The organism is Roseateles chitinivorans (genome assembly GCF_002761755.1).
In the GTDB taxonomy this organism is placed as follows: domain Bacteria; phylum Pseudomonadota; class Gammaproteobacteria; order Burkholderiales; family Burkholderiaceae_C; genus Roseateles; species Roseateles chitinivorans.
The window spans coordinates 1-12,861 of sequence record NZ_PEOG01000105.1; the positions used below are offsets into that span (position 1 = coordinate 1).

The window sequence follows — 12,861 nt, forward strand, 5'->3', positions numbered from 1 at the left end:
CTGGCCAACCCGCTGCTGCTGCTGGTGCCGCAGCTGCGCACGACCCGCCGCGTCGACGACGTGGGCGCGCTGCGCAACAACCTGGCGCAGGGCATCCGCGACTTCGCCGCGCGCGCCGCCGCCGCGGGCATCCCGCCCGAGCGGGTCATGGCCACCCGCTATGTGCTCTGCACGATGATCGACGAGGCCTGCGCCGACACGCCCTGGGGCGGCTCCGGCGTCTGGGCGCGGCACAGCCTGCTGTCGATGTTCCACAACGAGACCTGGGGCGGCGAAAAGGTCTTCCAGCTGATGGCCCGCCTGGCCGAGAAGCCCGATGCCAACCGCGACCTGCTCGAGCTGATCTACGCCGCGCTGACGCTGGGCTTCGCCGGGCGTTACCGCGTCATCGACAACGGCCCCGCGCAGCTCGAGGCGGTGCGTGACCGCCTGGCGCAGATCCTGAAGCAGCAGCGCGGCGACTATCCCGCCGCGCTGGCCCAGCACTGGCAGGTCGAGCCCACCACCCAGCGCCGCCACATCGGCTGGCTGCCGCTGGCGGCCACCGCGGCGCTGACCGCGCTGGTGCTCGTCGGCGTGTACCTGACGCTGACGCTGTCGCTGGCGGAACGCTCCGATCCGGTCTTCGGGCAGATCCAGTCGCTGCGGCTGTCGCCCCCGGTGGTCGCGCCCCCGCCGCCGCCGGCCAAGCCGCGCCTGGCGCAGTTCCTGCAGTCGGACATCAAGGCCGGCCTGGTCGCGGTGCGCGACGAGGTCGACCGCAGCGTGGTCACGATCCGCGGCGACGGCCTGTTCGCGCCGGCCAGCGCGACCATCGTTCCGGAACGCGAGGCGCTGATGGGGCGCATCGCCGACGCGCTGACGCAGGTCCAGGGCACCGTCCTGGTGACCGGCCACAGCGACAACACGCCGATCCGCACGGCCCGTTTCCCGTCCAACTGGCACCTGTCCGAAGAACGCGCCAACACCGTGCGCGAGCTGCTGATCGCGCGCCGCGTGGCGCCCGAGCGCATCCGCGCCGAGGGTCGCGCCGAGGCCGAGCCGGTGGCACCGAACGACACGCCGACCAACCGCGCGCTGAACCGGCGCGTCGAGGTCAGTCTGATGATCAATGGCCGCGCGCCTGACGCGCCGGCGCGCGGAGCTTCGCGATGAAACGCGTCCTGGGATGGATCTTCAACCGCTGGGTGCTGCTGGCGGTGCTGGTGCTGGCGGTCGCGCTGCTGATCTGGATCGTCGGCCCGCTGGTCGCGGTCGGCGAGGCGCGCCCGCTGGACACCGCGCGCTCGCGCTGGATCACCATCGGCGTGCTGGTGCTGGTGGTGGCGCTGTGCATCGCCTGGAGCCGCTGGCGCGCCAGGCGCGGCAACACCGCCGTCGTCAACCAGCTGCTGCAGCAGCCGGCGGCCGACGCGACCGAGCGCGAGAGCGCCGACATGCTGGCCGTGCGCGAGCGCTTCCGCCAGGCGCTGCAGCTGCTGCAGCGCTCGCGTTTCGGCGCCGAGGGCTCGGCCGGATTCGGCGCGAAGCTGCGCTCGCGCTTCGGCGGACGCTATCTCTACGAGCTGCCCTGGTACCTGATCATCGGCGCGCCGGGCTCCGGCAAGACGACGGCGCTGCGCCACAGCGGCCTGAACTTCCCGCTGGCCGACCAGATGGGCGACCACGCGATCCGCGGCGTCGGCGGCACGCGCCATTGCGACTGGTGGTTCACCGACCGCGCGGTGCTGATCGACACCGCCGGCCGCTTCACCACGCAGGACAGCGACCCGACCAACGACAAGGCGACCTGGAGCGGCTTCCTGCAGATGCTGCGGCGTTCCCGCCCGCGCCAGCCGATCAACGGCGCGCTGGTGACGGTGTCGGTGACCGACCTGCTGTCGCGCAGCCCGGCCGAGCGCGCCCAGCATGCCGCCACCGTGCGCGCCCGACTGCAGGAGCTGCAGAAGGACCTGGACATCCGCTTCCCGATCTACCTGCTGGTCACCAAGGCCGACCTGCTGTCGGGCTTCATGGACTACTTCGCGACGGTGGACAAGGACCAGCGGGCGGCGCCCTGGGGCTTCACCTTCGCGCGCAGCAGCGCCTCGCCGCTGGCGGGCTTCGGCGCCGAGTTCGACGCGCTGGAGCAGCGCCTGCAGGACGGCCTGATCGATCGCCTGCAGGCCGAGCGCGACCCGCAGCGCCGCGCCCGCATCTACGGCTTCCCGGCCCAGTTCGCCAGCCTGCGCGCGCTGCTGGCCGAATATGCCGAGGGCGTCTTCGCGCCCTCCCCCTACGAGGCACAGCCGCAGCTGCGCGGCATCTACTTCGTCAGCGGCACGCAGGAAGGCACGCCCATCGACCGGGTGCTGGGCTCGGTGGCCCGCAGCTACCAGATCGAGCATGCGGTGCTCGCGCCCAACCAGGCCAGCGGCCGCAGCTACTTCCTGAACCGGCTGCTGGGCGAGGTCGTCTTCGCCGAGGCGGGCCTGGGCGGCACGCATCGCGGCTGGGAGCGGCGCCGCAATGCGCTGGCGCTGGCCGGCTATGCGGCCGTCGCGGTCGTCGGCGTCGGCCTGCTGACCGCATGGACGGTCAGCTACTTCAACAACCGCAAGTACCTGCAGGAGACCAGCGCCCGCGCGGAGCAGGTCCGCGAGCTGCTGCAGGCCACGCCCAACCGGGCCTCGGCCGACCTGCTGCCGATCCTGCCGGCGCTGCAGGCCACGCGCGCGCTGGCCGCGGTCGAGGACGACGTGCCGCTGTCCATGCGCATGGGCCTGTTCCAGGGCCGCAAGATCGACAGCGCGGCACGCGCCGCCTACCAGCGCATGCTGGGCGACGCGGTGCTGCCGCGGCTGGTGCTGCGCATCGAGGAGCAGCTGCGCCAGGGCGCCGCAACGCCGGTCACCCTGTACGAAGCGCTCAAGGCCTACGTGATGCTGCATGACCCGCAGCACTTCGACGCGCAGGCGCTGAAGCAGCACATCGAGGGCGACTGGGAAACCACCCGCCGCGAGCTGACGCCCGACCAGCGCGCCGCGCTCGGCGCCCACCTGGATGCGTTGCTGTCGCAGGGCGGCATCGCCTCGCCGCTGCCGGAGGATGCGTCGCTGCTGACGGCGGTGCGCACCCAACTGGCGACGCAGCCGCTGCCGCAGCGCATCTACAACCGGCTGCGGGCGCAGGGACTGGGCACCGAGTACCCCGACTTCACCGTCGCGCGGGCCGGTGGCCACAATGCGCCGCTGCTGTTCACCCGTGCCAACGGCGCGCCGCTGACCCAGGGCGTGCCGGGCTTCTTCACCCGCGACGCCTACCTGCGCGGCTTCCAGCCGCGCGTCGGCCAGGTGACCGACGAACTGGCCGCCGAGGAGCCCTGGGTGCTGGGCGTCGCCGCGGCGCCCAAGGATGCGCAGGCCCTGGTGCGCGCCAACGCGCCGCTGGTGGACGATGTGCGCCGGCTCTACCTGAATGACTACGCCGCGGCCTGGGAAGCCTTCCTCAACAGCGTCAAGCTGCTGCCGATGGCGACGGTGCCGCAATCGGTGGAGCGCTCCCGCATGCTGTCCGCGCCGGACAGCCCGCTGGGTCCCTTCCTGCGCGCCGCCTCGCGCGAGACCACGCTGGCCCAGCCGGGCAATGCGATCGAGAACGCCGAGCGCCGCGCTGCCGACCTGGTGCAGCAGACGCGCGAGCGGGTCGCGGGCATGTTCTCGGGCAAGCCCGGCCAGCCCAATCCGGCCGATCCGAACGCGCCGCGCATCGAGAGCATCGTCGACGACCGCTTCGTCGGCCTGCGCAGCATGGTCACCGCGCCCCCCGGCGGCGGCAAGGCGCCGCTGGACGAGACGGTCGGCTTGATCGCCGAGGCCAACATCATGCTCACCGCCGCGGATTCGGCGCTCAAGGGCGGCAGCGCACCGCCGCCCTCGCCGGTGCCGACGCGGCTGAAGGCCGCCGCCGCGATGAGCCCCGAGCCGCTGCGCACAATGCTGGACGACCTGGGCAGCAGCAGCGCCCGCGTGTCGCAGGGCGCGATGCGGCAGAATCTGGGCATGGAGGTGCGCTCGCAGGTCGGCGAGTTCTGCAACCAGGCCGTGGCCGGTCGTTATCCGCTGGACCGCAATTCCTCGCGCGACGCGACGCAGGCCGACTTCGCGATGCTGTTCGCGCCGGGCGGCAAGATCGACCAGCTGTTCCAGCAGAAGCTGGCGCCCTATGTCGACACGACGACGCGGCCGTGGAAGTTCCGCGCGGTCGAGGGCACGCCGCTGGGCGCCGACAGCGGCACGCTGCCGCAGTTCCAGCGCGCGCAGGCGATCAAGGAGACCTTCTTCCCGGGCAGCAACACGCCGTCGCTGCGGCTGGACTTCAAGCCGATCGAGATGGACACCTCGATCCAGCAGTTCATCCTGGACGTGGACGGCCAGATCGTGCGCTACAGCCACGGCCCGCAGATCCCGACCTCGGTGCAGTGGCCGGGTCCGCGCGGCAGCTCGCAGGTGCGGGTGCAGTTGAGTCCCGCCAGCACCAGCGGCTCGTCCGGCATGGTCAACGACGGCCCCTGGGCGCTGTTCCGCCTGTTCGACCGGGTCAAGATCGAGAAGACCGCCGCGCCCGAGCGATTCAAGGCCACTTTCGAGATCGAGGGCCGCAAGGCGGTCTTCGAGGTCACCGCCAGCAGCGTCCGCAACCCGTTCCGGCTGCCGGAGCTCAACGAGTTCCGCTGCCCCGGCGGACTGTGAGGCGCACCAGGAGAGACCGACGATGAGCGCGTTGCCCGAAGCCCTGAACTCGTCCGGCGATGCCGTGCCCGGCTGGTACGGCAAGGTCGCCGCCCTGGGCGACTTCGCCCAGCGGCGGCTGCCGCAGCACTGCGTGCGCCACTGCGACGCCTGGCTGTCCGGAATGATGCAGGACCTGCCCAAGGTGCTGGGCGCCCGCTGGCTCGACACCTACCTGACCGCGCCGGTGCTGCGCTTCGCCTGGGCGCCGGGCGTGGTGGACATGAAGTGGTGGTTCGGCGTGCTGATGGCCAGCTGCGACAACGTCGGCCGCTATTTCCCGCTGGTGATCGCGCAGCCGCGCAGCCAGCCGCCGATCGACCGCGCCGGGCTGGACCACCTGGACCGCTGGTACACGGTGCTCGCCAACGCGGCGATGCGCACGCTGGACGACACCGCGACGGTGGACTCGCTGGAGGCGGCGCTGGCCGCCGCACCGCCCTGGCCGGCCAGCCACGCGGCGACACTGCCGGCGCCGGAGAACGCGGTGCAGTGGGTCACCTACACCGCGCCGGCGGGCCTGCTCACCTCGGCCATGCCGATGCTGGCGGCGGGCGAACTGATGGAGCGCCTGGCGGGCTGCACCGTCTGGTCGCCCAACCCCGAGCCCGGCGCGCAGATCGACATGCGCTGGGGGCCGGGCCTGCCCTACGTGGAAGCGTTCGCGGCGCTGCTGACGAAGAGGTCCGGTTGAGTTCCTCACCTCCGCCTCCGGCGGAGATAAGGGTTTTCCCCAGTTCGATCGGCTCTTGAAGCGAAAAGCCCCAGTTCCTAAATCTGTGTCGAACCGCCATCCACCGATTCGGACGAGGAACTGAATCATGGCCAAGCCGATCTCCGACACCCCTGCCCAGGCGCCGACCCGGCGCCCGCCGCGCCCGCTGCGCTCGACGCGGCTCGTGATGAGCCCGCCCCATCTCCAGGCCTATCTGCTCGCGCGGGAAACGCTGCGACGCCTGAAGTGCTCATCGAGGCCGTGCTTCGCGCGCGAACTCTCCGCCGCCACCCCGACCGACGCCACGTCCCGTCCGCTGGAGCGGTAGCTCGCCCGCCTGCGCGACAGCGCGACAGCGCGAGCCATCGTTCGATGCCGAGCCCGGGCTCGAGCCCGCGTTGAGGGACCGCCCCTCGGGCCGGGCCGCGTCCGCGATCGCCCGCACCACCGGTTCATCACGGGTCGGCGCAAGCGCCGCCCTTCATCGCCCCATCGACTCATCGACCAGGAAAGGAGGTCTCTCATGTTCGATACCGTGTTCCACCGCCCGCAAGGCCTGCTGGAGCAGCTCACCCAGCTGCAGCAGGCGCTGTCACGCTCCCGCTCGCCGGACGGTTTCGCGGACAGCATCCGTTCCGCCATGGCGGGCAGCTTTCCGCCGATCAATGTCGGCCGCACCGAGCGCTCCATCGAGGTCTATGCCTTCGCCTCCGGCCTGGACGCGCAAGCCATCGACGTGACCGTCGAGCGCGGCGTCCTGCGGATCTCCGGCGAGCGCAAGCCCACCGAGCGCGGCTCGTCCGACGGCGTGCAGCTCTATGCCGCGGAACGTTGGCACGGCCGCTTCAGCCGCGCCGTGGCGCTGCCGGACGATGCCGACACCAGCAGCGTGGACGCGCATTACCGCGACGGCGTGCTGCGGGTCACGGTGGGCCTGCGGGAAGCGGCCCGGCCGCAGCGCATCAACGTCCAGTGAACCACGACCTCACGAAGGAAAGGAGCTGTCATGTCCACCCAGAACCAACTGACCCGCACCGAGGGCACTCGTGCCGAGCTCGCTGCGACCGAGCTGAACGCCCCGACCGGCAAACAGGCCACTGGCCCCCGGGCGGTCGCGGAGCCCGCGGTCGAGATCTTCGAGGATGCCGGCGGCATCACCTTGCTGGCCGACATGCCGGGCGTTCCGCGGGAAGCGCTCGACGTCCGCCTGGACGGCGAGACGCTGGTGATCGAAGGCGAGGCCGCGATCAGCGCGCCGGACGGCATGCGCCCGTTGTGGGCGGAGATCAGCGTGCCGCGCTTCCGCCGCGCCTTCACCCTGAGCCGGGAACTCGACATGGCCCGCATCGAGGCCGGCATGAAGGACGGCGTCCTGACGCTGCGGATCCCCAAGCAGGCGCATGCGCAGCCGCGGCGCATCGCCGTGTCCACGAGCTGAGGGATCGGCGACCGCGGACCTGATCGCCGATGCGGCCATGAGGTGCGCTCGCGCCGGACGCGCTGCCCGCGTCTCAGCGCATCAGGCGCCGGGCGATGCGCTCACCGCGCGGACGGGGCGCGCCCGGACGCATGCGCGCCGGCGCCGTGCGCCCCCGTGGGATCGGGGATCTGGTAAATCTGTCCGCGGCGCCAGGCGTCCGCGCCGGCATCCACCGGCGGCGCGGGTATGGGGGCGCGCTGCTCGCGCTTGCGCGCGCTGGCGACACCGAAGCGCTGGTCGCGCGCCGCCACCATCGCCGCGTCGGCCTGGCCATCCGCGGTGAAGCCCATCATCAGTTGCGGCACGCCCAGGGGCAGCGACTTGCCCTCGTCGGTGTGCCAGGTGTGCCAGGTCTTGCCGTAGGTGCCGACCAGTCGTTCCATCAGCTGCCGCTCGGCCGCCTCGGGAATGCCCGGCGCGATCAGCTGGCCGGACTTCACCTCGTGCACGTGGCTGTGCCAGAGGCGCTTTTCCTCCACCGGCAACGCGGCGAACTGCCGGCCGCTGATGATGTATTCGACGCCCATGAGCTTCGCGTCCTTGACGTTGCCGTCGTAGATCACGCATTGGATGAGCTCTTCATTGAGGATGGCGCAGTAGTGATGCGCCTCCATCTGCGCGGCGGGCCGGCCGTTGTAGAAGTGGAAGCCATCGAGGTAGGCGTTGAGCGCCTCGATCGGCGGCTTGTCCTGCAGCACGGCGGCGCCGGCTTCCAGCGCCTTCGTGGCGGGCCGCGCCGGAGTGCCGGGCGACTGGACCGGCGACTCGGTCCGATGGTCGCCGCAGGCGGCGAGCAGCAGACCGGCCAAGGCCACCGAGAAGGCGGTGTGCGGCTTCATCTCGACACCGGCCTCAGGCGCCGCGCGCGAAGTCCGCCAGGCCGGGGCGGACCCGGTCGGCATCGTTCGTCATATCGCTGGGCAGGCCGAGCTCGGGCCGCTCCTGCTGGCGCAGCGACTCGGCGAGCGCCGCGCCTTCCAGCGGCGTGAGACGCGCGGTCTCGCCGTCATTCCCGCTGGCGCGCTCGCCGCCTTCGGGCGGCGTGCGATCAGCGGTCGTGGAAGCGGCGTCCGGCTGTGACGCGGGCAAGGGGTCGGACGACGACGCGCCGCCTTGCGGCGCACGCAGGGAACGGAACAGGTGCGCGGACAGCAGCGCGATGCCGCCGGCGACGGCCAGATGACGAAGGGACATGAGGATCTCCAGAGGGAGGCTCGCGGATCGAGCCCTGTCCTCTCCGGGCAACCCCCGTTCCACACAAGCGCTTCGCGCGGCTCGGTCCGATCGGGCGACGCGGGCTGGCGATGCCGATGGAATGGCGCTTGCCGACTGAGCGAGACGATGTCCCAACCCTTACCAAGGAGTTCCCCCATGGCCGTCAAGACCATCGAAGACCTGTTCATCCATGAACTGTCCGACGCCTACAGCGCCGAGAAGCAGATGACGCGATCGCTGCCGAAGATGGCACGCGCCGCCCAGGACCCGCAACTCGCGGAAGCCTTCGAACGCCACCTGGAGGAGACGCAGAACCAGGTGCTGCGCATCGACCAGTTGGCCGAGCAGACCGGCATCAAGCTCAAACGCATCAAATGCGTGGCGATGGAGGGCCTGATCGAGGAAGGCAAGGACCTCATCGACGAGATCGACAAGGGACCGGTGCTGGACGCGGCGCTGATCGGTGCCGCGCAGAAGGTCGAGCACTACGAGATCGCCAGCTACACCGCGCTGATCCTGATGGCCAAGCAGCTGGGACTGGCCGAGGCCGAGCAACTGCTGGGCGAAACCCTGGCCGAGGAGAAGGCGACGGACGAGAAGCTGGGACAGCTCGCGGCCGCCGCGAAGGTCGACGAGGCGCTGCGCGCCGCGTGAGTCCGCGCCGAGGAGAAGCGCTCAGCGCTTCTCCTCATGCCCGGCGGGCAACGGCACCTCGACCCAGCGATTCAACCAATCGACGATGCGGGTGTGCCCGTCGAGCCGATGAGACGGTCGGCCCTGGCCCAGGGTGTGGTGGTCGCCGCCGGGATAGAGGACCAGTTCGCTCGGCGTGCCGGAACGCTTGAGCTTCACGAACATCTCTTCCGACTGGCACTTCGGACAACGCTCGTCGTCCTTGCCCTGGAGGAACAGCGTCGGCGTGCAGCCCCGACCGATGTGCGCCATCGGCGACAGCTCGATCATCAGCTCGCGATTGGCATCGGGCTTGCCTTCCATCGAGAACGGGTCGGCGTAGTAGCCGCTGTCGGAGGTGCCGTAGTGCGTCTCCAGGTTGCCCACCGGCGCGCTGACCACCGACGCGCGGAAGTCGTCGCAATTGCCGGTGGCATACGCGCTGAAGTAGCCGCCGTAGGACGAGCCCGAGATGGCGACCCGCTCGTCCACCAGTCCCTCGCGCCGCAGCGCGGCGATGGCGGCGCGATATTGCGGCAGGTCCAGCTTTCCCCAGCACTTGCGCAGCCGCTCGCTGAACCGTCGACCGTAGCTGGCCGAGCCCACCGCATTGAGCGCCAGGATCGCCCACCCCTGGCTGGCGAGCACCTGCCAGTACGGTGTCGTCGGAAACTGCAGGGCCACATAGCTGGCCGGTCCGCCATGCACGTCGACCAGCAGCCGGCGCGGCGAGGGCTCGCCCTCGCGAAGCAGCAGCCAGCCGTCGATCTGCTCGGTGCCGCCCTCGCCGTCCGGCACCTCGAAGCGGCGGCGCTCGAGCTTGAGCGCATGCCGCTGGCGCCACCAGGCGTTGAAGTCGCTGATGCGTCGCGGGTCGCGACCGTCGAGGTCGCAGCAGTGGGCTTCGATCGGGTGATCGACACCTTCCTCGACATAGGCGATCGCCTCGCCCACCGCCATCGCACTCACCTGCCCGGCGGGTGGATCGACCAGCGCGGTCACCTCGCCGCTGCCGACATCGATCGACACGATGCGCTGGACGCCGCGCCAGGCCTGCACCGCGCGCAGCCGGCGTCCATCGGCGTCCCAGAACAGCGGGTTGCTGAAGAGCTCCAGATCCTCGTCGGCCACCCGGCGCGTCACGCCGCTGCCGACGTCCACCGCCCACAGTCTCATGATCGCGTCGCCGCCGTTCTCGGCGCCCATGAAGGCGATCGTCGATCCGTCCGGCGAGAACGCGGGCCAGGAAGCGGTCGCCACCGTCGTGCTGAGCCGTCGGGCCGCGGGAAACGACCGCACGGGACCATCCAGGTCCAATACCCAGACGTCGGTGCAATGGCTTTCGCGTTCGTCCTCGCGGCCCCGCGTGAAAGCCAGGTGCCGGCCATCACGCGACCAGGCGAGATGGCCCACGTCATAGTCGCCGCGCGTGAGCGGCGTCGCCTCCTGCGACTCGATGTCCAGGAGCACGACATGCAGCCGGGCGCCGAGCACATAGCCGGCGCCATCCATCTTGTAAGGCAGACGCCAGACCACCTCCGGCGCCGTCGCGGCGGCGATCGGGCGCTGCAGGTCGATCTCCCGCGTGCCGTCGACACGTCGGTCCGGATCGACATTGACCGCGCAGACCAGTGCGAGCTGTCGGCCATCCGGCCGCCAGGCCAGATCGACCACGGTGCCGGCGAAACGCGTGATCTGGCGCGCCTCTCCGCCGTCCGCGGGCATCAGGTACACCTGCTTCGGCCCGCCATGCCGGTCGCTGAGAAAGGCGATGCGATCGCCGCCGGGAGACCAGCGCGGTCGCGAATTCTTGCTGGGCACGAAGGTGAGCCGGTTGGACGGTCCGCCGTCCACGGGGAGCAGCCACAGATGCGTCTGGTAGGCATCGTCCGCGCGCTGGACCGACTTCACCGCGCACACCACACGCTGGCCTCCCGGTTGCAGATCGAGCGACTCGATGCGCTGCTCGTTGCAGAGGTCGTCGACAGTGAACGCACGGGTTGCTTCGGCCATGGAATTCCTTTTCGCTGAAAGATGAAAGGGGCCGCCCCCAGAGGGGACGGCCCCTGCGCTGCCAGAGGCTCAACGCTCGTCGCGCTGCTGGCCGCCCTCTTCACGCTGCTGGCCGCCTTGCTGACGCTGCTGCTCGGCGCGGTTCTGGGAGCCGTCCTCGCGCTGCTGACCTTGCTGGCGCTGCTGCTCCTGGCCTTGCTGGCGCTGCTGCTCCTGACCTTGAGAAGCCTGGCCTTGCTGGCCTTGGTTCTGACCCTGCTGGCGCTGCTGCTCGCGGTTCTGGTCCTGCTGGCCTTGCTGGCCCTGTTGTTGGCCTTGCTGGTTCTGCTGGTTCTGCTCGCGCTGCGAGCCGGAACCGCCTTGCTGGCCTGGGGTCGACTGACCTTGGTTGGATTGCTGAGTCATGGTGTCTCCGTCAATGGGTCATTGGCACATGCCAACACCCTCATCACAGCAAGGCCCATGCCATCGGGCTTTCCGGGCGACGGGCGGTTGTCGACGACCGGCTGATGAACCGGCTCCGTCTCGCGGGAGGCAGCGCGTTCACGTCTGCTAGAGAGAGCAAGCGCGCAGGCCTCGCATCGCGCCAGATCGCTCCATGCGGACGCAAGACCTGACCCCAAAAACACTTGCCTGGACAAGTGTGTGAGTTCTGCCGCATCCCCTGCCGGATGTCGGAAACGAATCGATGCATTTTTCCGGACCGCTCCAAAACCCGATGGCCTCGGTGATCTCCGGGCATCGCTGCGCCGCGAGACCCTCTTCGCAGCGCTGGATCGGCCCTTGCCAGATCGACGCTGTCGCCACGCAAGCCGGCCCTGCCCATGCAGCGCTCCGCGGTGCGGCGCTTCCCGGTCCCTCTCGATCCACTCCCCCCGCCAACAGCAAGGAGATTCCATGTTCGCCCACAACAAACGCCTCCAGTACACCGTCCGCGTCCGCGAGTGCAACCCAGCGCTGGCCAATCTGATGCTCGAGCAGTTCGGCGGCCCGCAGGGCGAGCTCGCCGCGGCCTGCCGCTACTTCACCCAGGCGCTGGCCGAGGACGATCCCGGCCGCAAGGACATGCTGCTCGACATCGCCACCGAGGAGCTCAGCCACCTCGAGGTCATCGGCACCATCGTCGCGATGCTCAACAAGGGCGCCAAGGGCCAGTTGGCCGAGGCGACCGATTCCGAAGCGGAGCTGTTCCGATCGCTGCAAGGCGCCGGCAACGACTCGCATGTGACGCAGGTGCTGTACGGCGGCGGACCGGCGCTGACCAACTCCGGCGGCCAGCTCTGGAATGCCGGCTACATCGACAGCATCGGCGAACCGACCGCCGACCTGCGCTCCAACATCGCCGCCGAGGCACGCGCCAAGATCGTCTACGAGCGCCTGATCGCGGTGACCGACGATCCCGGGGTGAAGGAAGCGCTCGGCTTCCTGATGACCCGCGAGATCGCCCACCAGCGCTCGTTCGAGAAGGCGCTGTACTCGATCAGCCCGAACTTCCCGCCCGGCAAGCTGCCCGGCAAGCCCGAGTTCGCCTCGGTCTACTACAACATGTCGCAGGGTGAAGGCGACATGCGCGGCCCGTGGAACGACAACAAGATCTTCCTGTACGAGTCCGACCGCGAGCGCCAGTGCGCGGTCGACGGCGGCGATGGCCAGGCGTCGGTGGGGCTCACGCCCGACGAGGAACGGGACTGCGAGGCCATGCGCACCCGTACCGCATCCGATCCGCTGAGCGAGCCGGTCACCGGCGTGGAGCTGGGCAGCGGGCCGACGCCGGTGGATGCGACGAATGCGGCGATGGACAAGCCGCTGCCCTGAGGCGGCCAAGGGGCGGTGCGCGGCGCTCCCGCAGCGCCGCCACCGTCAGCCCAAGGGCGAAGCTCGCATAGACGGCGGCCAGCGCCCTCGCCGACAGGCGTCGCTCGAAGCCGGGCGTCAGGCGCGGGGGCACCACGATCAGGTCGACGGTGGCCGCGACTGCCGTGACCAGCGCCGCCTCG

At 70.4% G+C, this 12,861-nt stretch carries 12 protein-coding genes; 9 read left to right on the plus strand and 3 right to left on the minus strand.

The window, feature by feature from the left end; genetic code table 11:
- From CS062_RS23605 to CS062_RS23630, 6 genes are all read left to right on the plus strand, one after another.
- On the plus strand, positions 1-1,155 hold a 1,155-nt coding region (locus tag CS062_RS23605), incomplete at its 5' end, for a DotU family type VI secretion system protein (protein ID WP_099864179.1).
- Positions 1,152-4,730, plus strand: a complete 3,579-nt coding sequence (gene tssM / locus CS062_RS23610; protein ID WP_099864181.1) for a type VI secretion system membrane subunit TssM — start codon at positions 1,152-1,154, stop codon at positions 4,728-4,730. The genes CS062_RS23605 and tssM, both read left to right, overlap by 4 nt.
- 22 nt (positions 4,731-4,752) lie before the next feature.
- The gene (gene tagF / locus CS062_RS23615; protein ID WP_099864183.1) at positions 4,753-5,463 is read left to right on the plus strand and encodes a type VI secretion system-associated protein TagF; all 711 of its coding nucleotides are present in this window, start codon (positions 4,753-4,755) and stop codon (positions 5,461-5,463) included.
- A 127-nt stretch (positions 5,464-5,590) separates the two neighbouring features.
- Positions 5,591-5,812 (plus strand): hypothetical protein, encoded by a 222-nt coding sequence (locus tag CS062_RS23620; protein WP_099864185.1) that lies wholly within the window; start codon positions 5,591-5,593, stop codon positions 5,810-5,812.
- Between the two features lie 195 nt (positions 5,813-6,007).
- Positions 6,008-6,460 carry an Hsp20/alpha crystallin family protein gene (locus CS062_RS23625; protein WP_099864187.1) on the plus strand — a complete coding sequence of 151 codons (453 nt, stop codon included), beginning with the start codon at positions 6,008-6,010 and terminating at the stop codon, positions 6,458-6,460.
- Between the two features lie 30 nt (positions 6,461-6,490).
- Entirely contained in the window at positions 6,491-6,922 is a 432-nt protein-coding gene (locus tag CS062_RS23630; protein ID WP_099864189.1) for an Hsp20/alpha crystallin family protein, read from the plus strand.
- A gap of 101 nt (positions 6,923-7,023) precedes the next feature.
- Here the strand turns inward: CS062_RS23630 and CS062_RS23635 are convergent, their stop codons facing one another.
- Positions 7,024-7,803, minus strand: a complete 780-nt coding sequence (locus CS062_RS23635) for an OBAP family protein (protein ID WP_099864198.1) — start codon at positions 7,801-7,803, stop codon at positions 7,024-7,026.
- Between the two features lie 13 nt (positions 7,804-7,816).
- Complete coding sequence (locus CS062_RS23640; RefSeq protein WP_099864191.1) at positions 7,817-8,158, minus strand: hypothetical protein; 342 nt, start codon at positions 8,156-8,158, stop codon at positions 7,817-7,819.
- Between the two features lie 177 nt (positions 8,159-8,335).
- On the opposite strand from CS062_RS23640, the gene CS062_RS23645 reads away from it, so the two are divergent.
- On the plus strand, positions 8,336-8,833 hold the full coding sequence (locus CS062_RS23645; RefSeq protein WP_099864192.1) for a YciE/YciF ferroxidase family protein: 498 nt from the start codon (positions 8,336-8,338) through the stop codon (positions 8,831-8,833).
- Positions 8,834-8,854: 21 nt separating this feature from the next.
- On the opposite strand, the gene CS062_RS23650 is transcribed toward CS062_RS23645, so the two are convergent.
- A complete protein-coding gene (locus CS062_RS23650) occupies positions 8,855-10,864 on the minus strand; it encodes a S9 family peptidase (protein WP_099864194.1) in 2,010 nt (669 codons plus the stop codon).
- A 21-nt stretch (positions 10,865-10,885) separates the two neighbouring features.
- Here CS062_RS23650 and CS062_RS23655 point away from each other — a divergent pair, with 21 nt between their 5' ends.
- Together CS062_RS23655 and CS062_RS23660 are read left to right on the plus strand one after the other, a co-directional pair.
- Entirely contained in the window at positions 10,886-11,374 is a 489-nt protein-coding gene (locus tag CS062_RS23655) for a hypothetical protein (RefSeq protein WP_099864195.1), read from the plus strand.
- A gap of 387 nt (positions 11,375-11,761) precedes the next feature.
- Complete coding sequence (locus CS062_RS23660; protein ID WP_099864197.1) at positions 11,762-12,679, plus strand: manganese catalase family protein; 918 nt, start codon at positions 11,762-11,764, stop codon at positions 12,677-12,679.
- Positions 12,680-12,861: the final 182 nt, after the last annotated feature.